Source organism: Mycobacterium vicinigordonae (assembly GCF_013466425.1).
In the GTDB taxonomy this organism is placed as follows: Bacteria; Actinomycetota; Actinomycetes; order Mycobacteriales; family Mycobacteriaceae; genus Mycobacterium; species Mycobacterium vicinigordonae.
This window is the reverse complement of sequence record NZ_CP059165.1, coordinates 2,375,715-2,397,558: the sequence shown is the minus strand read 5'-3', so window position 1 is coordinate 2,397,558 and position 21,844 is coordinate 2,375,715. Positions and strand designations below refer to the sequence as shown.

General features: G+C 66.3%; 20 protein-coding genes. 7 read left to right on the top strand and 13 right to left on the bottom strand.

All coding sequences use genetic code 11. From position 1 onward, the window contains the following. Positions 1–53 precede the first annotated feature (53 nt). The gene (ideR, locus tag H0P51_RS11045) at positions 54–746 is read left to right on the top strand and encodes an iron-dependent transcriptional regulator IdeR (protein WP_180918055.1); all 693 of its coding nucleotides are present in this window, start codon (positions 54–56) and stop codon (positions 744–746) included. Between the two features lie 17 nt (positions 747–763). Here the strand turns inward: ideR and H0P51_RS11040 are convergent, their stop codons facing one another. Beyond that, positions 764–1,819, bottom strand: a complete 1,056-nt coding sequence (locus H0P51_RS11040) for a DUF4192 domain-containing protein (RefSeq protein ID WP_180918047.1) — start codon at positions 1,817–1,819, stop codon at positions 764–766. A 113-nt stretch (positions 1,820–1,932) separates the two neighbouring features. Here H0P51_RS11040 and sthA point away from each other — a divergent pair, with 113 nt between their 5' ends. From sthA to H0P51_RS11020, 4 genes are all read left to right on the top strand, one after another. Continuing rightward, positions 1,933–3,339: a Si-specific NAD(P)(+) transhydrogenase gene (gene sthA, locus H0P51_RS11035; protein WP_180918887.1), complete on the top strand. Its 1,407-nt coding sequence runs from the start codon at positions 1,933–1,935 to the stop codon at positions 3,337–3,339. Between the two features lie 171 nt (positions 3,340–3,510). Further along, on the top strand, positions 3,511–4,503 hold the full coding sequence (locus tag H0P51_RS11030) for a proteasome assembly chaperone family protein (RefSeq protein WP_180918045.1): 993 nt from the start codon (positions 3,511–3,513) through the stop codon (positions 4,501–4,503). Between the two features lie 37 nt (positions 4,504–4,540). Beyond that, positions 4,541–5,566: an alpha/beta fold hydrolase gene (locus tag H0P51_RS11025; protein ID WP_180918044.1), complete on the top strand. Its 1,026-nt coding sequence runs from the start codon at positions 4,541–4,543 to the stop codon at positions 5,564–5,566. Between the two features lie 11 nt (positions 5,567–5,577). Then, the gene (locus H0P51_RS11020; protein WP_180918042.1) at positions 5,578–6,264 is read left to right on the top strand and encodes a PhzF family phenazine biosynthesis protein; all 687 of its coding nucleotides are present in this window, start codon (positions 5,578–5,580) and stop codon (positions 6,262–6,264) included. An 11-nt stretch (positions 6,265–6,275) separates the two neighbouring features. Here H0P51_RS11020 and H0P51_RS11015 read toward each other — a convergent pair whose 3' ends face one another. The 3 genes from H0P51_RS11015 to H0P51_RS11005 form a co-directional block, all read right to left on the bottom strand. Then, positions 6,276–6,761, bottom strand: a complete 486-nt coding sequence (locus tag H0P51_RS11015) for a peroxynitrite isomerase (protein WP_180918040.1) — start codon at positions 6,759–6,761, stop codon at positions 6,276–6,278. A gap of 11 nt (positions 6,762–6,772) precedes the next feature. Continuing rightward, entirely contained in the window at positions 6,773–7,234 is a 462-nt protein-coding gene (nrdR, locus tag H0P51_RS11010) for a transcriptional regulator NrdR (protein WP_180918038.1), read from the bottom strand. A 162-nt stretch (positions 7,235–7,396) separates the two neighbouring features. Further along, complete coding sequence (locus tag H0P51_RS11005; RefSeq protein WP_180918037.1) at positions 7,397–7,912, bottom strand: LysM peptidoglycan-binding domain-containing protein; 516 nt, start codon at positions 7,910–7,912, stop codon at positions 7,397–7,399. Between the two features lie 293 nt (positions 7,913–8,205). Between H0P51_RS11005 and lexA the strand changes: the two genes are divergently transcribed. Then, the gene (gene lexA, locus H0P51_RS11000; RefSeq protein WP_180918035.1) at positions 8,206–8,886 is read left to right on the top strand and encodes a transcriptional repressor LexA; all 681 of its coding nucleotides are present in this window, start codon (positions 8,206–8,208) and stop codon (positions 8,884–8,886) included. A gap of 18 nt (positions 8,887–8,904) precedes the next feature. Here the strand turns inward: lexA and H0P51_RS10995 are convergent, their stop codons facing one another. From H0P51_RS10995 to H0P51_RS10965, 7 genes are all read right to left on the bottom strand, one after another. Then, positions 8,905–11,271, bottom strand: a complete 2,367-nt coding sequence (locus H0P51_RS10995; protein ID WP_180918033.1) for a sunset domain-containing protein — start codon at positions 11,269–11,271, stop codon at positions 8,905–8,907. Positions 11,272–11,541: 270 nt separating this feature from the next. Beyond that, positions 11,542–12,699 carry an acyl-CoA dehydrogenase family protein gene (locus H0P51_RS10990; protein ID WP_180918031.1) on the bottom strand — a complete coding sequence of 386 codons (1,158 nt, stop codon included), beginning with the start codon at positions 12,697–12,699 and terminating at the stop codon, positions 11,542–11,544. A gap of 116 nt (positions 12,700–12,815) precedes the next feature. Continuing rightward, entirely contained in the window at positions 12,816–14,246 is a 1,431-nt protein-coding gene (gene hflX, locus H0P51_RS10985) for a GTPase HflX (RefSeq protein WP_180918029.1), read from the bottom strand. A gap of 47 nt (positions 14,247–14,293) precedes the next feature. Next, the gene (gene dapF / locus H0P51_RS10980; RefSeq protein ID WP_180918028.1) at positions 14,294–15,163 is read right to left on the bottom strand and encodes a diaminopimelate epimerase; all 870 of its coding nucleotides are present in this window, start codon (positions 15,161–15,163) and stop codon (positions 14,294–14,296) included. Positions 15,164–15,167: 4 nt separating this feature from the next. Further along, a complete protein-coding gene (miaA, locus tag H0P51_RS10975; protein ID WP_180918026.1) occupies positions 15,168–16,088 on the bottom strand; it encodes a tRNA (adenosine(37)-N6)-dimethylallyltransferase MiaA in 921 nt (306 codons plus the stop codon). After that, a complete protein-coding gene (locus H0P51_RS10970) occupies positions 16,085–16,768 on the bottom strand; it encodes a class III extradiol ring-cleavage dioxygenase family protein (RefSeq protein ID WP_180918024.1) in 684 nt (227 codons plus the stop codon). Before H0P51_RS10970 ends, miaA begins: the two co-directional genes overlap by 4 nt. A gap of 23 nt (positions 16,769–16,791) precedes the next feature. Further along, the gene (locus tag H0P51_RS10965) at positions 16,792–17,787 is read right to left on the bottom strand and encodes a DMT family transporter (RefSeq protein WP_180918022.1); all 996 of its coding nucleotides are present in this window, start codon (positions 17,785–17,787) and stop codon (positions 16,792–16,794) included. A gap of 518 nt (positions 17,788–18,305) precedes the next feature. Here H0P51_RS10965 and H0P51_RS10960 point away from each other — a divergent pair. Further along, on the top strand, positions 18,306–19,691 hold the full coding sequence (locus H0P51_RS10960; protein ID WP_180918020.1) for a DUF349 domain-containing protein: 1,386 nt from the start codon (positions 18,306–18,308) through the stop codon (positions 19,689–19,691). A 13-nt stretch (positions 19,692–19,704) separates the two neighbouring features. On the opposite strand, the gene H0P51_RS10955 is transcribed toward H0P51_RS10960, so the two are convergent. Next, a complete protein-coding gene (locus H0P51_RS10955) occupies positions 19,705–20,319 on the bottom strand; it encodes an Rv2732c family membrane protein (RefSeq protein WP_180918018.1) in 615 nt (204 codons plus the stop codon). A 12-nt stretch (positions 20,320–20,331) separates the two neighbouring features. Beyond that, positions 20,332–21,819 carry a tRNA (N6-isopentenyl adenosine(37)-C2)-methylthiotransferase MiaB gene (gene miaB / locus H0P51_RS10950; protein ID WP_246398783.1) on the bottom strand — a complete coding sequence of 496 codons (1,488 nt, stop codon included), beginning with the start codon at positions 21,817–21,819 and terminating at the stop codon, positions 20,332–20,334. Between the last annotated feature and the right edge of the window lie 25 nt (positions 21,820–21,844).

Below are 21,844 nucleotides of genomic sequence, written 5' to 3'. Positions count from 1 at the left end.
CGAACCACTCGCGCGGCTGGCGAAGTAGACTCGGCGGCAACGGAGGATGCTGAATGAACGACCTGGTCGATACCACCGAGATGTACTTGCGCACGATCTACGACCTCGAAGAAGAGGGCGTGACGCCGCTGCGCGCCCGAATCGCCGAGCGCCTAGAGCAGAGCGGACCTACTGTCAGCCAGACCGTCTCCCGAATGGAACGCGACGGCCTGCTCCGGGTAGCCGGCGACCGCCATCTCGAACTCACCGACAAGGGCCGCGCACTGGCTATCGCGGTGATGCGCAAGCACCGCCTCGCCGAGCGTCTTCTGGTCGACGTGATCGGGCTGCCGTGGGAAGAGGTGCACGCCGAAGCATGCCGGTGGGAGCACGTGATGAGCGAGGACGTCGAGCGCAGGCTGGTCAAAGTGCTCGACAATCCGACCACCTCCCCTTTCGGCAACCCGATCCCGGGACTGCTGGACCTCGGTGTCGGCCCGGAATCCGGCGCCGAGGATGCCGACCTGGTTCGTCTGACCGAGTTGCCGGGTGGGGCGCCGGTCGCCGTCGTCGTCCGCCAGCTCACCGAACACGTCCAGGGCGACATCGACTTGATCACCCGGCTTAAGGACGCCGGCGTGGTTCCCAACGCGCGCGTCACGGTCGAAACCAGCCCGGGCGGCGGGGTGACCATCGTCATCCCCGGCCACGAGAACGTCACGCTCCCCCACGAAATGGCGCATGCCGTGAAGGTCGAAAAGGTCTGATCCATCCGCGTGGTCCGCTAGCCGGCGCGCCGACGATATTTCTGCCGCGGCGGCATCCGCACCCCGAGTTGCTCGGCCAGTTGATACCCGGTGTTGGCCAGGCGCCGAATCTCATTGGGCCGCATACCCGATTGCAGTGCCGTATCCAGCATTCCCGCCATCCGGTGCTCTGGATCGCAGCGCAGCGCGGCCTCCAACGACACTCCCGCCAGTGGCCCGTCGCCACGCACGTAGGCGCTGAACGCGAGCAGCACCAGCGCCTCCACCCGCCACGGCTGCGGTAGCGCCCGCGCCAGCATCGACCACAACGACTCGGCCGCGTCGGCGGTCTCGGCGACGGCAAGTGCGTAGAGCGTGTCGCGCACCTGGGTGTCGGTCAACGCGCAGCCCAGCCGCGCGACTTCGGCATCGGTCGGCGGCTGGCCGTCCATGGCGCGGTCGGCGACCGCCAACGCGTTCTCGACGTCGCTGCGACAGCAGCCCGCAGCATCATCGCGGCACGCCTTCTCGCGCGTCTTCGCCGCTTTCGCGACCGCCGGCGCCAGCGCCATGGCGCGCGTATGGTCCGGTGCGACGACCGCCTGCAGATCGGCACGGCGAGGATAAAGACGCCGGCCGTCTAGCACAGCCGCGGCCGCCAAGGGCGACGCCGACGGATCTTCGACCTCGCCGCTGGCGCCACAGTCGTCGACGCAGTGCCAGCGCCCCCCACAGGTGATCTCGTCGACCACATGCGCCGCGTAGAGCGCGATGTCGTACTTCGCCAGGGCGTCGAATAGCGCTTCACATAGCCGTCGGTATTCCTCGTTGCACACCGGACAGTGCGCACCCTCGTCGTCGACGATCACCACGATGGCGGCCTCCGGCTCCGCGGCGGCGGCAACCTGCGCAAGTTGGTCGACCCGGTCGACGAGGCCCTCGTCCAGGTCGGCGCGCATAACCGCGCCCAACGCACCGCGCTCCAACGACACCAAGACCAGCGATTTCTCCGGCACGAAGCCGAGGATGGCGGGCAGCGCGGCGATCAACGAGCCGGGGCGATTCACTTCAAAGTCTGCTAGATGCTTCGTCATGACCACAACGCTGACGATCGACACCGTCAGCTGGTGCCCGCACAACGTGATTCAGGCGCCCGCTTGTGGAGAAAGTCGCGACTGTGAGCCTTATCGTCTATCTCATGACTTCCATGCGCGAATACGACCTGGTCGTGATCGGATCAGGGCCTGGCGGACAGAAGGCTGCCATTGCCGCAGCCAAGTTGGGCAAGTCGGTCGCGATCGTGGAGCGTGGCCGGATGGTCGGCGGGGTCTGCGTGAACACCGGCACCATCCCGTCGAAAACACTGCGCGAGGCGGTGGTCTACTTGACCGGGATGAGCCAGCGCGAGCTCTACGGCGCGAGCTACCGGGTCAAGGACAAGATCACCCCCGCCGATCTGCTGGCACGTACCCAGCATGTGATCGGCAAGCAGGTCGACGTGGTGCGCTCCCAGCTGATGCGCAACCGGATCGACCTGGTGCTGGGCCACGGGCGATTCATAGACCCGCACACCATCCTGGTGGAGGAAGACGCCCAGGGTGAACGCGTGACGGTCAGCGGCGACTACGTCGTCATCGCCACCGGCACCAAACCGGTGCGGCCATCCGGGGTCGAGTTCGACGAACGGCGGGTGCTGGACTCCGACGGCATCCTGGACCTGCGGTCATTACCCGCGTCGATGGTCGTGGTCGGCGCAGGTGTGATCGGCATCGAGTACGCCTCGATGTTTGCCGCCCTCGGCACCAAGGTCACCGTCGTGGAAAAGCGCGACACCATGCTCGACTTCTGCGACCCGGAAATCGTCGAGGCGCTGAAGTTCCACCTGCGCGACCTCGCGGTGACATTTCGGTTCGGCGAGGAAGTGACGGCGGTCGACGTCGGCGCCGCGGGCACCGTCACCACGCTGGGCAGCGGCAAACAGATCCCCGCCGAGACCGTGATGTATTCCGCCGGGCGCGAGGGCCAGACCGCGAACCTCGGCCTGGAAAACGCCGGCCTGGAAACCGACAATCGTGGCAGGATTTTCGTCGACGACGAGTTCCAGACCAAAGTCGAACACATCTACGCCGTCGGCGACGTCATCGGCTTCCCCGCGCTAGCCGCCACCTCGATGGACCAGGGCCGACTGGCCGCCTACCACGCATTCGGGGAACCGACCGACGGCATTACCGCGCTGCAGCCGATCGGGATCTACTCGATTCCGGAGATCTCCTACGTTGGCGCCACCGAGGTGGAGTTAACCAAGAACTCGATCCCCTATGAGGTCGGCGTATGCCGCTACCGAGAACTCGCCCGCGGCCAGATCGCCGGTGACTCCTACGGCATGCTCAAGCTGTTGGTGTCCACTCGCGACCGCACGCTGCTTGGCGCACATATCTTCGGCACCAGCGCCACCGAGATGGTCCACATCGGACAGGCCGTGATGGGATGCGGCGGCACCGTCGACTACCTGGTCGACGCGGTGTTCAACTACCCGACGTTCTCCGAGGCCTACAAGGTCGCCGCGTTGGACGTGACCAACAAGATGCGCGCACTCAGCCAGTTTCTGCGGTGAACACAGCAAGCGAATAGAAATTGCCCCGGATGCGTTGATCGAAGTGTCAGCAAATTCCGCTGAGGCAATCGCGTTTTCCGCAGTGGGTGCCGCGTGGAGTGAGAGAGACTGAATAGGGCAACCTAGAGTGACCCGCGAGACGCCGTGAAACCCCCGAAAGGAGGCCCCATCATGTACGACGATGAAGCACGGTCCGACCGCCAAGCCGGCGAGGCACAGGAATACCAGCCCGGCCAGTCCGGCATGTACGAACTCGAGTTCCCGGCACCCCAGCTGTCGGCATCCGACGGCCGCGGTCCGGTGCTGGTCCACGCCCTGGAGGGGTTCTCCGACGCCGGTCATGCGATCCGGTTGGCTGCCGCCCACCTCAAATCGGCACTGGACACCGAGTTGGTGGCGTCCTTTGCGATCGACGAACTCCTGGACTATCGCTCGCGGCGACCCCTGATGACCTTCAAGACCGATCATTTCACCAGCTACGACGACCCCGAACTGAGTCTGTATGCGCTGCGCGACAGCGTCGGCACCCCGTTTCTGCTGCTGGCCGGCTTGGAGCCGGACCTCAAATGGGAACGCTTCATCACCGCGGTGCGACTGCTGTCCGAGCGGCTCGGCGTGCGGCAGACCATTGGCCTGGGAACCGTACCGATGGCCGTCCCACACACCCGGCCCGTCACGATGACCGCACACTCCAACAATCCGGACCTCATCGCCGACTTCCAGCCGTGGATCTCGGAGATCCAGGTCCCCGGTAGCGCATCCAACCTGCTCGAATACCGCCTGGCACAGCACGGACACGAAGTGGTCGGTTTCACCGTCCACGTCCCTCACTACCTGACCCAGACCGATTACCCCGCTGCGGCGCAGGCATTGCTCGATCAGGTCGCCAAGACCGGGTCGCTGGACCTGCCGCTGAGCGCGCTGGCCGAGGCCGCCGCGGAAATCCGGGCCAAAATCGACGAACAGGTCCAGGCCAGTGCGGAAGTCGCTCAAGTGGTGACCGCACTCGAGCGCCAGTACGATGCCTTCATTGACGCTCAGGAGAACCGGTCCCTACTAACACGGGATGAGGATCTGCCTAGCGGCGATGAACTCGGCGCAGAGTTCGAGCGGTTCCTGGCTCAGCAAGCAGAGAAGAAGCGTGACGACGACGACACGGGTTAGCGCTCGGTGACGTCCTGACGACAACGAGGTTGGCGACATGACCGAGCGAACGCGCAATCTTCGCCCGGTGCGGGACGTGACCTCGCCGTCGCTGGAATACCGCACCATTCACGGCTACAAGCGGGCCTTCCGGATTGCGGGGTCCGGCCCGGCGATCCTGCTGATCCACGGCATCGGCGACAACTCCACGACCTGGACGCCGATACACGCGAAGCTGGCGCAGCGGTTCACCGTGATCGCACCAGACCTGTTGGGGCACGGCAAATCCGACAAGCCCCGCGCCGACTACTCGACCGCGGCCTACGCAAACGGCATGCGCGATTTGCTCAGTGTCCTGGGCATCGAGCGGGTGACCATCATCGGGCACTCCCTCGGTGGCGGTGTGGCAATGCAATTCGCTTACCAGTTCCCACATTCGGTAGACCGGCTGATCCTGGTCGGGGCCGGAGGCGTCACCAAGGACGTCAACATCGCGCTGCGGTTCGCCTCGTTGCCGATGGGCGCCGAAGCGCTGGCGCTGTTGCGGCTGCCCCTGGTGCTGCCGGCGGTCCAGTTACTCGGCCAACTGGCCGGTCTGGCGCTGGGTTCGACGGCCATCGGTCGGGATCTGCCCAACATGTTGCGGATCCTCAACGACCTGCCGGAGCCGACGGCTTCGTCGGCATTCACCCGAACGCTGCGGGCAGTGGTGGACTGGCGCGGGCAGATCGTCACGATGCTGGACCGATGTTATTTGACGGAGGCCATCCCGGTGCAGATCGTTTGGGGCGGAAAGGATTCCGTGATTCCGGTCCGGCACGCCCACATGGCTCATGCGGCGATGCCCGGCTCCCAGCTCGTGATCTTCGCAAACGCCGGCCACTTCCCCTTCCACGATGACCCGGCCCGGTTCCTCGACATCGTGCAGCGATTTATCGACAGCACCGAGCCCCCCGATTACGACCAAGCCGCGCTGCGAGAGCTGCTCCGCTCGGGCGGCGGAGAGCGCACCGTCACCGGGCCTGCCGACACCCGAGTCGCGGTACTCAACGCGATGGGAGCCGACGAACGCAGCGCAACCTAGGTCACCGGGCGATGACCGTCGACGTGACCGTGCTGCGGGTCTTCACCGCTGCCGACGGCAGATTCGGCAACCCGCTGGGGGTGGTTGACGCAAACCTGATCGACGCCACCGAACGGCAACACGTGGCAAGCGAATTGGGTTACAGCGAAACAGTTTTCGTTGATCTGCCCGCCGCCGGAGCAACCTCGGCGCGGGCCACCATTTACACTCCGCAGATCGAACTGCCGTTCGCCGGACACCCGACACTCGGTGCAGCGTGGTGGTTGCGCCAGCGAGGGTTGCCGATCAACACTCTGCACGTGCCGGCCGGTCTGGTGCAAGTGAGCTACGAACACGATCTCACTGCGATCGAGGCACCCGCGGACTGGGCGCCCGATTTCGCCATCCACGATCTGGACTCACCGGAAGCGGTCGCGTCCGCAGATCCCGCGGACTATTCCGACGACGTCGCGCACTACCTGTGGGCCTGGGCCGACCGGCCCGCCGGAATGGTCCGGGCACGGATGTTCGCCGCCAATCTTGGTGTCGCCGAGGACGAAGCGACCGGCTCGGCGGCCATGCGGCTGACCGACTACCTGAGCCGGGATCTGGTGATCACACAGGGAAACGGGTCAGTTATCGAAACCGGCTGGAGTCCGCGAAGCTGGGTCCGGGTTGGCGGCCGGGTCGTCGAAGACACCGTGCGTGAGATTCATTGATGCGCGCGAGGTCAGGACCTGCGGTGCAGCACGGCGGACAGGTGATGCTGCACGGGTTGGCCGACCGCGCCCATCCGCAACGAATAGGACAATTCATCGCCGCCAATCCGCAGGGAACGTCCAAGCGCCGAAACCTCTTTGGCCGTTGGCGTCAGACCGACATCGGAGGTGACCATCTCGATTTCGATGACGTCACCACTGACCGTGTAGCTGCCGACCTCGATCTCGGTGACGCCACTCGGATGGGCCAGCACCAGCTCGACGTGACCACGTTTGGGCACCCGAAGATAGCCCGTTTCGGCATGCAAGGGCTTGCCGTCGGCAACCGCCTTGGTCTTCTGCCCATAAGTCAAGAAGGGCTTACCGACGTGGGAGAACACCACCTCTTCGAGATATTCGAAGGGTTCGATGGTCGGGTACACGCCGGAACCGTTGCCCACCCAGGTACCGAGCAGCGGCGCGAGATCCGCGAGCTCGGGGTGAAGTTCGGTAGCCATCGGTGGCGTTCTCAGCCGGAAGCCGACACGTTGCGATGTGCCCGCAGCGCCTCAATCTCGCGCTCGAAATCGGCGGCGGAGGAAAAGGATCGGTATACCGAGGCGAAGCGCAGATACGCCACTTCGTCGAGGTCGCGCAATGGGCCAAGGATGGCCAGGCCGACCTCGTTACTGGGCACCTCGGGCCCAGCCGCCCGAACGGCGTCTTCCACTTGCTGGGCCAGCAGGTTCAACGCGTCGTCGTCCACCTGCCGACCCTGACAGGCCCTACGAACACCGCTGATCACCTTTTCCCGACTGAAGGGCTCGGTCACACCGCTGCGCTTTACCACTGCCAGCACCGCGGTTTCCACGGTGGTGAACCGGCGCCCACACTCGGGACAGGATCGGCGCCGACGAATCGCCTGACCTTCGTCGGTTTCCCGGGAGTCGATCACCCGGGAGTCTGGATGCCGGCAGAACGGGCAGTGCATGGCCGCTCCTTCGCCGCGCTGACATAACCGGGTCCGCAGAACACCCCGAGAGTACCCGCGCGCCGCCCGGCCGGACCAAGGGCCATGTATCACACCGATCGTGACTGCCACATGCTCGCCGAAAACCTGAGGTCGATAGTCAGACCGCGATACCGACGTCCGTCAGCCTACGGGCGCGATCAGAGTCTGCCCGGCGGACACCGCGCCGGTATCCAGCGCGTTGAGGTCACGGATGCGCTCGACGACGTCGTGCACGGGCGCGCCGGGAGCGACGCGGGCGGCCAGATCCTGCAGCGACTCCCCCGGTTCAACCCGAACCACAGCCAGTGCGGACGGCACCCGCTCCGCCGAGTCGGTGGAGTCGCCGTTGACCATGCTGCCGAAGTTTGCCATCAGTCCAAGCCAGAGGGTGATGACTCCGGCGAGAAGGGCCAAGCCGATCGTCGTCATCACCCCGACCGGACGCCGGCGATGCGTGGCGGTGGACCGGGCAACGCCGGTGCCGTAATAGCGCATCGGAGCGCCCGCGGGACGCGCAGGCCCAGCAGGGCCGGGTCGAACCGACCGATCGCGACCCGCACGAAAGGAGGAACTCTCACCTTTCGGCCTGTTGACCGGCCTGTTCAGCGGGCTCTGCACGCTGCCGTTGCGGTACGGACCCGCGTAGATGAGTGTCATGCTGTTCCCTCCGGTCGACTACTTATCGCTCGTGTGTTCGACCATAGTCGCTCATGTGTTCGATAGACGAACATTTGAGCGAGGCGTGTCGCACGAGCAAAACGGTAGACCACACCACCGACAAGGCTTTGTCGGTGCAACCAGCTGGGTGACTCTTAAATACCCCATCCATCCGCAAGTTACACACTTGTGATTCACTGAATTTCCGCTGATGGCAGTGCCGTATGCGAGCGCCGACACGCCGATCGAACACATGTTTGATTCTTAGCCCGACTGCGATTACATTCAAAGCCATGAGCGACAGCAACGACAAGTCGGGTTTGCACGCGGTCGACGCCACGCTAACCGAGCGGCAGCGCACCATCCTGGACGTGATCCGCGCCTCGGTGACCACCCGCGGCTATCCGCCCAGTATTCGCGAGATTGGCGACGCGGTGGGACTGACCTCGACATCCTCGGTAGCGCATCAACTGCGCACCCTCGAGCGAAAGGGTTATCTGCGCCGCGATCCGAACCGTCCGCGTGCGGTCGACGTCCGCGGCGCCGACGACGCGGTGACGCCGCCCCTTACCGACGTCGCCGGTTCGGACGCACTGCCGGAGCCCACTTTCGTTCCGGTCCTCGGACGAATCGCGGCCGGCGGACCGATTCTGGCCGAAGAGGCCGTCGAGGACGTCTTTCCGCTGCCGCGCGAACTTGTCGGCGAAGGGACGCTGTTCCTGCTCAAAGTGGTCGGCGAGTCGATGGTCGAAGCCGCGATCTGCGACGGCGACTGGGTGGTCGTGCGCCAGCAAAACGTCGCCGACAACGGCGACATCGTGGCGGCCATGATCGACGGCGAAGCCACCGTCAAGACCTTCAAGCGGGCGGGCGGTCAGGTATGGCTGATGCCGCACAACCCCGCTTTCGACCCCATTCCGGGCAACGACGCGATCGTGCTCGGCAAGGTCGTCACGGTCATCCGCAAGGTGTAACCGCCGCGGCGCGGTCTCCTAGTCCGCCCGCACGAAACCGTTGGCTCGCGCGACATCCTCGGTGGCGAACCAGATCTCGGCCAAGGTGTCGTGATAGAGCGCGCTGCTGGGCGTGTAGTACAAGCCGAAACGGGCGCTGGCCTTGATCGGATAGCCGTCCGGCGCCCGGTATGGATCGTCTTCGAGCGGCAGGTGAATAGTCGGACGCACCGCGGCACTCCCGGCCGGCACTGCCGTTGGGACTTCGGCCTGCGGCGCGGCCGCGTACGGCGTATCAACCTCCGCGGTGTACTCAGCGGGTTCCGCCGCCGCGTGCCGTCCCGTCCGCACCGGGGGACCAAGGTCCGGTGGTGACGCGAAATCCGGCGACTCGTCGTCGGCGGATTGGGCATCGGCGGACTCGACGCCGCCGTCTTCGACGTCGGCATATTCCACGTCGGTGTAGCGGGTGTCCGCAACTTCGACGTCAGCGTAGTAGGCATCCAGGTATTCGGCATCCGGGAAGCGTTCCGGCGCACCGGTTTCCGGCGTCTCCGCGTCCAGCGCGCCAGCGCCTGGCACCGGGGTCTGGGGAACCATCACCTCGGCTTCAAAGGCTTCCGGCGAGACCGACTCCGCGCCAACCGGTTCGTCCACGTCCAGCTCGCCGAGCACGTCCTGCGACACAACCGGAATGGGAGTTGTGCCCACCGCATCGGGATCCTCGTCTTCGTCGAACTCGTCGAACTCCTCGCCCGCCTCCGCCGCGTAGCTCTCGTCGGCCAGGGCGAGATATTCGTCGTCGTCGTCGGCGTCCGCCTCATCCTCGGCAATTTCCCCGTGGGGCCCCACCGGGACGCCACCGCCCCTGGACCAGCTGACCCGGCCCGCCGAACCACCATCGTGATGCTCGTCGAATTCCTGGTCGAGCGGCGGGAATCGCTCGGACCCGTAGTCGATGTCGTCCTGCCCCCAGGGCACATCGGCGCGCGACTCGTAGGCGCCACCGGCGTCGCGTTCCGGTTCTCGCTCATATTCGGGCGGACCGTGGCCCGCGGTGCGGCGGCGCCGCACGCCAAGCACCACCAGCCCGAAAATCAGCAGGAGCAGCAACACCGGTACGGCCGCAACCAGCCACCACCAATGGAAGGTGAACTTCTTGGCCGGCGGCGAGGCGGTCGAATTGCTCGGCTGGTTCTGTCCTGAAACCTGCAGGCCGGACAGCAGGGGCGCCAAATTCGCCGGATCGGTGGTGAAGGAGTTCTTGGCGCGGTTCCACGAGATCTTGCCGCCGGTGAACTTCTGCGATATCACGTCGCCGTCCACGGTCTGATCCCCGACCGGAGCGCCAAGTTTCCCGGTCGGGCCCTTGAGCTTGTCCCACGCGGCCTTCATGGCCCCGCGCACCACGTACGCACCGTGGTCGGGTGTCCAGAAGATGACCGGCTTGTCGGCCGCCGAGAATGTCGCGATCCGGCTGGCGGGCGTGATACCGCCGTCAGCCTCGTTAGCGGTGGGAAAGCCTAGATCGCTGCTAACCGGTCCCCCCGCCGCTTCGTACTTCTGCAGGATCGGCCCTTCGACCGCGTTGGCTCCGGTGGCCGGGCTGAAGAAAATCTTTCCGCCGGTGAAGTCCTGGACGACTCCGTCGCCCCCGATCGGGTACTGGGCGCCCTTCTTGGCGCCCAGGGGCCCGTTTGCCCCGCCAGCGGCGCGCCAGGACATGTTTATCGCCGCGGTGGGGTCGATCGCCACCTGCAGACCCTTGAGCTGCTCAGCCAGAGCCGCCGGATTGGTGGTGAATTCCTTGGTCTTGCGGTTCCAGGAAACCTCGCCACCGGTGAACTTCTGTGAGGTCACCTCACCGTCGTAGGTTTCGTCGCCGATCGGGGCGCCCAATACGCCCCCCGAACTGCCCAACTTGTCCCATGCCGCGTTGAGCGCACCGCGAACCACGAACGCGCCGTGGTCGGGTGTCCAGAAGATCACCGGGTTGTCGCTGGCGGCAAAAGTGCTGACCCGGCTGTCAGGCCCGGCCAGGCCAGGGACCTCGTTGATGGTCGGGAAACCCAAATCGCTGTTCGCCGGCCCGCCCAGCGACTCGTACTTGGCCAGGATCGGCCCGAACATGTACTTCGCGCCGGTGGCCGGCGTGTAGAACATCTTGCCGCCGTCGAATTCCAGCGCGAAACCGTCTCCGACGGGATAGACGTCGCCCTTGCGGGCACCCAGCGTCGACGTATCGCCGCCGGCCTTCTCCCACGCGGCCATCATGGCGGCCTCGGCATCACCGATCGGGGATGCCGACGCGCTCGGCGCCAGCAGCGTGACGGCCAGCGCAGTAGCCGCCAAGCCAACTAACGCCCGCCCGAACAGCCTGCTCAATTGACCTCTCTGCCCGTTCACCAAGCCTCCCAGCCGATGCTCTGCCCACCTGGCGAGCTGGCGGATTCACCGTCGCGGGCCGTTTCCCCGCAACGGTGCGCATCGTCGCCGGGCTCGCATAACTTTGCTCTTGCGAACGAGAAATGCGAAGTCAATCTGTAGATATTACGGAAACGGATACCGAGCCGATGTCGAAATGATGCTGTGCCGCGCTCGTGTCGCGGGCAGACCAGGGCGCGGATCCCGCACGCAACGTGGGTGATAGCACGACTCTTGCGGGCTTAGGGGGTGTCAGACACCCAGGCCGCGACCGATGATCTCCTTCATGATCTCTGTGGTGCCGCCGTAGATGGTCTGCACCCGGGCATCGAGGTACGCACGGGCAACCGGGTATTCGCGCATGTAGCCGTACCCGCCGTGCAACTGCAGGCACCGGTCGATCAGCTGAACTTGCTTCTCGGTCGAGTACCACTTGGCCATCGCGGCCTGCTCGGCGGTCAACTTGCCTTCCAGGTGCAGCGCCAGGAACTGGTCGACCATAATGCGCACCACGGTGGCCTCGGTGGCCAGCTCGGCCAGCAGGAAGCGGCTGTTCTGAAAACTGCCGATCGGCTTGCCGAACGCCTTGCGTTCCTTGGTGTACCGCAAGGTCTGCTCGAGCACGGTTTCCATGGCGGTCGCCGCCATCACCGCGATGTTGATCCGCTCTTGGGGCAGATTCTGCATCAGGTAAATAAAGCCGAGACCCTCCTCGCCCAGCAGGTTCTCCACGGGGACGTGCACGTCGGTGAAAGACAGCTCGGCGGTGTCCTGGGCGTCCAACCCGATCTTGTCCAGGTGACGGCCTCGCTCGAAGCCCTCCATGCCCCGTTCGACAACCAACAGGCTGAACCCCTGCGAACCCTTTTCCGGGTCAGTCTGGGCGACCACGATGACCAGGTCGGAGTTGATGCCGTTGGTGATGAACGTCTTCGAGCCGTTCAGTACGTAGTGATCCCCCTGTTTCACCGCCCGGGTCTTAATGCCCTGCAGGTCACTGCCGGTTCCGGGCTCAGTCATCGCGATTGCGGTGATCAGCTCGCCGGTGCAGAACTTGGGTAGCCAACGCTGCTTCTGCTCTTCGTTGGTCAACTTGAGCAAGTAGGGCGCCACGACGTCGTTGTGTAGCCCAAACCCGATGCCGCTGTAGCGTCCTGCGGTGGTCTCCTCGGTGACGATGGTGTTGTAGCGGAAGTCCGGGTTGCCCCCGCCGCCGTACTCCTCGGGCACCGCCATGCCGAGGAAGCCTTGCTTGCCGGCCTCTAGCCACACGCCGCGGTCGACGATTTTGGCCTTCTCCCATTCCTCGTGGTAGGGCGCGACGTGGCGGTCCAGGAAGGCCCGATAGGACTCGCGGAACAAATCGTGCTCGGGTTCGAAAAGAGTGCGCTGGTACTTGACGGCGCCCATGCGTGCGACCTCCGGCTATCGAAGAACTGACAGACTTGCCACCAACATATACCAACCGGGCGGTTGGTCGGCGGTAAGCAGGGGCGGGAGCCGCCGGCTACCCACCTCGGAGCGGGTCAGGCCCCGCGACCGAAATCGCGCAGCGTGGCGGCCAGCGCCACCGGCACCCGGGCCTTGATCCAAGTGCCGTCCGCCTGATGTTCTGCCTGCTGCACCCGGCCCTCGGCGTGCAGCCGCGCCACCAGGTCGCCGCGGTGGTAGGGAATCACCACGTCGACCGCTGTGTCGGTCGGGGTGGCAAGTTCAGCCATGCGCCGGCGTAGCGCGTCGACGCCCTCCCCGGTGCGCGCTGAGACGAAGACCGCGCCGGGCAGTTCGTGACGCAACTTGGCCAGCATCAGATCACTCGCCGCGTCCACCTTGTTCACCACAACCAATTCCGGTGGAGCAGCGGTGTCGTGGTCGGCGATGACGTCGGAGATCACCTGCCGGACCGCGCTGATCTGGGCCAGCGGGTTGATGTCGGAACCGTCGACCACATGTAAGAGAAGGTCCGCGTCGACCACCTCCTCCAAGGTGGAGCGGAATGCCTCGACCAGCTGAGTCGGCAGGTGGCGTACGAACCCGACGGTGTCGGTGAGCACAAACGGACGGCCGTCCTCGAACTCGGCGCGCCGGGTGGTGGGCTCCAGCGTCGCGAACAGCGCGTCCTGGACCAGCACTCCCGCACCGGTCAATGCGTTGAGCAGGCTCGACTTGCCCGCATTGGTGTAGCCGACGATGGCAATCGAAGCCATGTCGGCGTGCAGACGGCGACTGCGCTGGGTGTCGCGGACCTGTTTCATGGCCTTGATGTCACGGCGCAGCTTGGACATGCGTTCACGGATGCGGCGCCGATCGGTTTCGATCTTGGTTTCACCCGGCCCGCGCAGGCCCACTCCACCGCCGCTACCGCCGGCGCGACCGCCGGCCTGCCGCGACATCGACTCACCCCAGCCGCGTAGCCGCGGCAGCATGTATTCCATCTGGGCCAGCGCCACTTGCGCCTTGCCTTCCCGACTCGTCGCGTGCTGGGCGAAAATGTCGAGGATCAGCGCGGTTCGGTCAACGACCTTGACCTTGACGGCCTTTTCCAGCGCGGTCAGCTGCGCCGGGGACAGCTCGCCGTCGCAGATGACCGTGTCGGCGCCGGTGGCGAGCACCACCTCGCGCAGCTCCTGGGCCTTACCCGAGCCGATGTAGGTGGCCGGGTCGGGGCGGTCGCGGCGCTGGATGAGACCTTCGAGTACTTCGGAGCCGGCCGTTTCGGCCAGCGCCGCCAACTCCTCCATGCTGGCCTGGTTGTCCGCGGCACTGCCGTCGGTCCACACGCCGACTAGCACCACCCGTTCCAGCCGCAGCTGCCGGTACTCGACCTCGGAGATGTCGGTGAGTTCGGTCGACAGCCCCGCAACACGCCGAAGTGCGGATCGGTCGTCGAGCGCGAGCTCACCAAGGCTCGGCGTGGATTCCGGGGTGCCCGCTTCGGGCGAATCTGGATAATTCATAAGCGCTTTCGATGGTGGCACGTCATGGGCGGTGACGCACCTGAATATCAGGCCAGCGAGTCCCACCAGGTGTCGGCGAGTTCACCGCGCGCCACCAGAACCGAGGGGCCACGCAGCACGCTGGTGGCGTCGGCGATAGTGACGACGACGTCGCCACCGGGAACGTGCACGGTGAGCGTCCCGGTCTCGGCGCCCGCGGCGGCTAGCGCCGCGACGGCGGCCGCCACCGTCCCGGTGCCACACGACCGGGTTTCGCCGACGCCGCGTTCGTGCACGCGCATGGTGACCTCGCCGTCGGCGAGTGCAGTGAGAACCTCAACGTTGACGCCGTCGGGGAACTGCTGGGCATCGAAGCTGACCGGCGCGGCGACATCCAGCGCGGCGAGTGCTGCGGGAGTCAGCTGCGGATCGACGCACGCCAGGTGCGGATTGCCCACGTCGACGGCAACGCCGGCGAACCGCCTGCCACCGATGATCGCTTCGCCGCTGCCCAGTTTGTTCGCCTTGCCCATGTCGACGGCGACGTCGGCGTTGGTCGGGTCGACGTGATGCAGCGTCACCTGCCGCGGACCGGCAAGGGATCCGACCACAAACTCGTCGCGTGCCTCCAGCCCGCTGACGCGCAGGTAGTGGGCGAACACCCGCACGCCGTTGCCGCACATCTGCGCGGTCGAGCCATCAGCGTTGCGGTAATCCATGAACCAGTCGTCGGGCCGCACGCCGTCGGGCAGGCGATCGAGCACGCCGCCGGCCAGCGCGGCGGCAGCGGTGGTGACCCGCAGGACACCGTCGGCGCCCAGGCCGCGGCGCCGATCGCACAACGCGGCAACCTTGGCCGCGGGCAAGGCGATTCGGCAATCCACATCGGGCAGCAGCACGAAGTCGTTCTGGGTGCCGTGGCCCTTGGCGAAAAACACGAAATCAGCCTACTTGCCGCCACGCTTGTAGAGCTCTGTCCACGACGTCTGCCGCCGTCGCATCGATCCAACGCACCCGGTGGTCCCGGCGGAACCAGGATCGCTGCCGTCGTACATAGCGTCGGGTGCCGAAGAAGGTCTGCTGCCGCGCGGCATCGAGCAACTCGGCCGTGCCGCCGGCGTCCAGTGCCGCGATCACCTGCGCGTAACCCAGCGCACGGGCAGCGGTGACGCCGTCGCGCAGCCCGCGCCCCAGCAGCATCCGTACCTCGTCGACCAATCCTTCGTCGAACATCCGCTCGGTGCGCCGCACCAACCACTCGTCGAGAACCGTTGTGTCGCAATCCAGCCCGACGATGGCAGTGCCCCAGCGCGGGGCGCCGATCTGCGGCGCGGAGGCGGCGAACGGCCGCCCGGTGAGCTCGATGACCTCCAACGCCCGCACCGTGCGCCGCCCGTCGGTAGGCAGGATCGCGGCGGCCGCAGCCGGATCCCGGCGTGCCAACTCCTCGTGCAGCCGACTCACCCCGACCTCAGCCAGGCGCTGCTCCCATCGGGCCCGCACGGCGGGATCGGTTGCCGGGAATGACCACTCGTCCAGTAGCGACTGGATGTAGAGCATCGACCCGCCGACCACGACCGGTAGTGCGCCACGGGCTGCGATCGCTTCGATGTCGGCGATGGCCGCCTGCTGATAGCGGGCAACGGTGGCGGTTTCGGTGACATCGAGGACGTCGAGCTGATGGTGCGGGATGCCGCGACGCTGGGCGATGGGCAACTTGGCGGTCCCGATGTCCATGCCGCGGTAGAGCTGCATCGCATCGGCGTTGACGATTTCTGTCTGCCCACCCAGCCGGTCCGCGATGTCGAGTGCCAGTTGCGATTTGCCGGTGCCGGTCGGACCGATGATCGCCAGCGGCCTCACGGTTGCCAGACACCGGCGAAGTAACCCACCCCGTACGGCGCCCCACGGTAGAGCTCTTTGGTCGATCGAGGCCCGGGTTCGGCCAGGCCGGCCAGCACCTGGAAGGCGACCCGGCCCCGGACCGGGTCCGGCAGCCGAGTCAGTGCGTCGGTGTCACCGGTGGCGAGCGCGTTATCGAGGGCCAGTTGCGCATCGGCGCCGCTGGGGTCGTAGCCCCCGGGTGCGCTCGGTGTCAGGGTATTGACGCCGTCGGCGACGACCAGCACGCCGAACGACTCGGGTTCGCGGTCGATCTCGGCGCGCAACCGGCGGCCGAGCGCGAGGGCATCGGCGGCGGTTCGGTCGGCGGCATATGCCCGCACTTGCACACTGCCGTCCGGGCAGGCCTGGCCACGAACCCACCCGGCCATCAACGCGCACAACGGCAGTTCCGTTTGCGACGTGATGCCTGGCGTGAGAGCAACCGGCACGTCGACGCCGAATCCCGCGAGGGTACCGGCACAATCGGGGCCCAGGGTCGCATCCACACCTGCGATGCCTAACCCGATCCAGCGCGCTGGCAAGGTGGCGGCGGCGTCCAGCATTGCCGTCCGCAGTTCCCGCGTCTCGGCGGCGGCCGTACCGGCGAGTTCGGGAACGAGCACCGGCGCGGACGGGATGATCGCGATCGCGCTCAACACGCCACAAAACTAGCTTCTGGGCGCTACCCGGTGGACGGCCGCCACCCCGAGCCCTCGGCCACGATCGCCGGGGCGGTGGAGGATTGCGCCGGATCGCCGTGGGCCTCGGCCTCGGCTTCTGCTTCTGCTTCTGCTTCTGCTTCTGCTTCTGCTTCTGCTTCAATCGTGGCGGCTTCGCCACGAGCCAGTGCCACGGTCGCGGCGATCACCATGGCGACCGCCGCACCTAACCCGACCCATTCGAAACCGTCGGCGAGCAGTGTCTCGCCCAGGACGGTGATACCTAGCACCGTGGCGACCACGGGCTTGGCTACCGTCATCGTGGGCAATGACGCCGTCAACGCGCCGGCGCGGAAGGCCGACTGCTGGAAGATCATTCCGCACAACATCATGACCAGCCAGGGAACGAACTCCGGTGCGGTTACGGCGGCCACGAAGCCGCGCGTGTGCAGCACGTCGACCACACCCTTGGTCAGCACGGCGAACAGGGCCAGTGAGGAACCTGCGACGAACGCCAGCAGGACCGCCGCCTGCGGACGCCCTGACCACACCTTTGCCGCGATCACACAGGACACCAGCAAGGGCCCCATCACCAGGGCCACGATCAGCCACGTAGACAGCGGCGCCCGGTCATGACCGGCCGTCGGATCGCCCACCGTGATAACCACCGCCAGGGATGCGGCCAGCACGACCGCCCAAGTCCACTCCGAGCGGGTGATCCGATGATGCGTCAGGCGTGCGTAGATGGGCAAGGCAAAGAGCAGCGCCGTCACCTGCAGGGCGGTCACCAGCATCACCGACGCCCAGATCAGCGCCACTGCTTGCAGGCTGTAGTTGAGGATCGCGCAGAGCCCACCCGTCCACCAACGGGCGTCGCGCAGGGACATACCGAAGAGCTTGAGATGGCCGACCTGTTCGTCGGTGATCTCGTGCGCCGAGCGCTGACGGATCACGTCGCCGGTCGCCGAGGCCAGCGCCGCGATCAGGGCGATGATCCCGGCGATACCAACCATTGACATGGGTGACCCTCATTCCCAACTTCGCCGCCAGCGTCCCCCGGCCAGGTCTGCGTACACCTGATGTTCGCTGGCGGTTCACTGAATACTGTATGGCCCTGCATACACTCTGGACAGTGCTTTAGCCGGTTGCTAACTCGTTTCGCGCTTTTCGAAGCCTCCCGAACGTGTTGCCTCCGACCCAAGAGCCTTGCTCATGAAACTGAGCCCCACCCAGGGCCGGCTGTGTAGCAGCTGTGGTTCGAGCCCAGAAACATCCACCGTTACGGTACCCGGCCGGGCGAGGCCGCCGACGGGCGCAATCCAACGGGAACCGATTCGTTACGCTCCCCCGTCGCCCGTAATCACACCCGCTTGAAAGCATCGGTGCCGGAAGGTGGCCGCGCACCGCCTGCCAAACTGCTTGAATAGTTTGTGGGAATCCGGTCGTCAGACTCGAGCTGTCGACCGTTTGGGTGCCGCTTCGCGCGGCAGCTGCGCGGGATCGCGACCGCGTGACGGAGAAGGATAGGACGAGCGCAATGACGGGTGACCAGCCCAGCGGCAACGACACAGCACAGTCGATCAGTGAAACACCCGCCAGGCCGGTACCTGGCCCACGTCCGGGTCCGCGCCCCGGGCCTCGCCCCGGTCCGGCGCCGGGATCTGCGGCGGGCGCTCGGCCACCGGTCGCCCACCATGTGTCGAAGAACCCGCCCAGCGATCCGCACAAGTTCGGACGGGTCGACGACGACGGGACCGTGTGGTTGATCAGCGCGTCCGGTGAGCGCGTCGTCGGCTCGTGGCAGGCCGGTGACCCGGAAGCCGCGTTTTCGCATTTCGGGCGGCGTTTCGATGACCTCAGCACCGAGGTCACGCTGATGGAAGAGCGGCTGGTGTCCGGGACCGGTGATCCGCGCAAGATCAACGCCAACGCGGCGGCTTTAGCCGAGACGTTGCCGACAGCGGCGGTGCTGGGCGATGTGGATGCGATCGCCCGCCGGCTTGACGATATTCAGGCGCGCATTGATGTGTATGTGACGGCCCATCGGTCCAGGCGTGAAGAACATCGGATCTCCCAGACCGCGCGCAAGGAGGCGCTCGCCGCCGAAGCGGAGGATCTGGCCGCCAACTCGACGCATTGGAAGGTCGCCGGCGACCGCCTGCGGGCCATCCTCGACGAGTGGAAGACGATCAGCGGCCTGGACCGCAAGGTCGACGACGCGTTGTGGAAGCGCTACTCCACCGCCCGAGAGACCTTCAACCGGCGGCGCGGTTCCCACTTTGCCGAGCTGGACCGGGAACGATCGGGCATCCGCCAGTCCAAGGAGCGGCTGTGCGAGCGTGCCGAAGCGCTGTCCGATTCGACGGACTGGACAGCTACCAGCGCCGAGTTCCGCAAGCTGTTGACGGAATGGAAGGCGGCGGGACGCGCGAGCAAGGACGTCGACGACGCGCTGTGGCGCAGGTTCAAGGCTGCTCAGGACACGTTCTTCAAGGCACGTAACGCCGTCACGGCGGAAAAAGATGCCGAGCAACGAGCCAATGCTGCTGCCAAAGAAGCCCTGTTGGCTGAGGCGGAGAAGATCGACACCAGCAACCACGACGCGGCGCGCGCCGCGCTCCGCACGATCGCGGACAAGTGGGATGCGATCGGCAAGGTGCCGCGGGAACGGTCGGCTGATCTGGAACGGCGGCTGCGGACGATTGAGAAGAAGGTGCGCGACGCCGGCGAGTCGGACTGGGCCGACCCCCAGGCACAGGCCCGCGCCGAGCAGTTCCGGTCGCGCGCCGAGCAGTACGAACAGCAGGCAGCGAAGGCCGAAGCCGCAGGCAAGACGAAGGAAGCCGAACAGGCCAAGGCGAACGCCGAGCAGTGGCGGCAGTGGGCTGACGCCGCCGCGAAGGCGCTGACGCGCAGGTCGTAGCGGTCGTTCCGTCTTAGCGGTCGTCCGGGTCGGGGTCGACCGCGCTGGCGGGCGGATCCGGCTCCGGCGGGCGGCCCAGGACGGTCTTGGACTCGACTTCGGCGACCACCCGGCGCCTTTCCTGCTCGGCAGCCAGTTGCACGATGGTGCGCTGCCACACCACGCGGGCCCAGTGGAAACTCAGCAGGATCACCGTGATCCAGGAGACGATCAGACCGATGCCCGGGCCTGGATGGCCCAGTGGCACCGTCTGGCGCGACCAGACGGCCAGCATCCCGGCTCCGCTGGCTAGCGCCGAACCGGCCAGCGCCACCCACGCCACCGCCCACCGCCGGGTCAGCAGCGCCAGCGTCGAGAAACCAATCCCGAATACCAGCGCCAACCAGGCGTAAACCCGCAACGGCAGCGCGACCACGGTTTGGGCCGCGCCATGGGTGTTGAACAGCATGTCCCAGCCGCGCACGCTGCCGGTGTGCGGCAGCACGAACGACCCCACCAATACGAACACCAGGATTGCTACGACCAGAGCCCTTGCACCAGGGTCAATTTCACGCGCCACACGCCGTTCGGCGGCCTCGATCTCGGACCGGTAGGCGTCGAAATCCGCCACTTCTGTCTCTCCGTCCATGCCTATTGCAGCCTATCCGCTGCAGCCGACCGGTTGGGTCGGGACGGCAGGCAGCCCGATCGTGGGCATGCCCAGGCCGACTCCGCTGCTGGGTTTGCGCCCTGCTGCGTGCGCGTCACCGGCTCGGGTGCGGCGGTGGGTAAGGATGCCCGCATCGGCGATGAGATGGTGTGGTGCTGCGTCGGTGATCTGGACGGTGACGATGTCGCCGGGACGCACTTGCCGGTCGCCGGTTCCGACGTCGGCCCGGTCGCCGTTGGCGGTGCCGGTCCGGTCGCGGGGCGCGAAGTGGACCAGCCTGCCGTCACGCGCCCGGCCACTCATCCGCGCGGTGCTGGCGTCCTTACGCCCCTCCCCGGTGGCGACCAGAAGTTCGACGGTGCGGCCGACGGTGGCGCGGTTGTGCTCAAGAGAGATTCGCTCCTGCAGCTCGACAAGACGCAAATAGCGTTCCTGCACAACGGCTTTCGGCAACTGATCGGGTAGATCAGCGGCCGGGGTGCCGGGGCGCTGCGAGTACTGGAAGGTGAACGCCGCGGCGAAGCGAGCGTGGGCCACGACGTCGAGTGTGGCCGCAAAATCCTCCTCGGTCTCGCCGGGAAAGCCGACGATCAGGTCGGTGGTGATGGCGGCATGCGGCATGGCCGCCCTGACTCGCTCGATGATGCCGAGGTAGCGCTCGGCGCGGTAAGAGCGGCGCATCGCGCGCAGGATTCGGTCCGATCCGGACTGCAACGGCATGTGCAGCGCGGGGCAGACATTCGGCGTCTGCGCCATCGCCTCGATCACGTCGTCGGTGAACTCGGCCGGGTGCGGGGAGGTGAACCGGACGCGTTCCAGGCCGTCGATATCACCGCAGGCCTTGAGCAGTTCCGCGAAGGCACCGCGGTTGCGAGGCATCGCGGGGTCGGCGAATGAAACGCCGTAGGCGTTGACGTTCTGGCCGAGCAGGGTTATCTCGAGGACGCCGTCGTCAACCAGTGAGCGCACCTCGGCGAGAATGTCGGCTGGGCTGCGGTCGACCTCTTTGCCCCGCAGGGACGGGACGATGCAGAACGTGCAGCTGTTGTTGCAGCCTACTGAGATGGAAACCCATGCGGCGTAAGCGGATTCGCGGGCGCTGGGCAGCGATGACGGGAAGGCCTGCAACGCCTCAGCAATCTCCACCTGGGCCGCGTTGTTGTGCCGGGCGCGTTCGAGCAGCGTGGGCAGCGAGCCAATGTTATGGGTCCCGAAGACGACGTCGACCCACGGCGCCTTGCGTAGCACGGTGTCGCGGTCCTTCTGCGCCAAGCACCCGCCGACCGCGATCTGCATGTCGGGATTGCTGCGCTTACGCGGAGCGAGGTGGCTGAGGTTTCCGTAGAGCTTGTTGTCGGCGTTCTCCCGCACGGCGCACGTGTTGAAGACGACGATGTCGGCTTCGGTCTCGTCGACGGCGCGCTGGTAGCCCGCCGCCTCGAGCAGGCCAGCCAGGCGCTCGGAGTCGTGGACGTTCATCTGACAGCCATAGGTGCGGACCTGG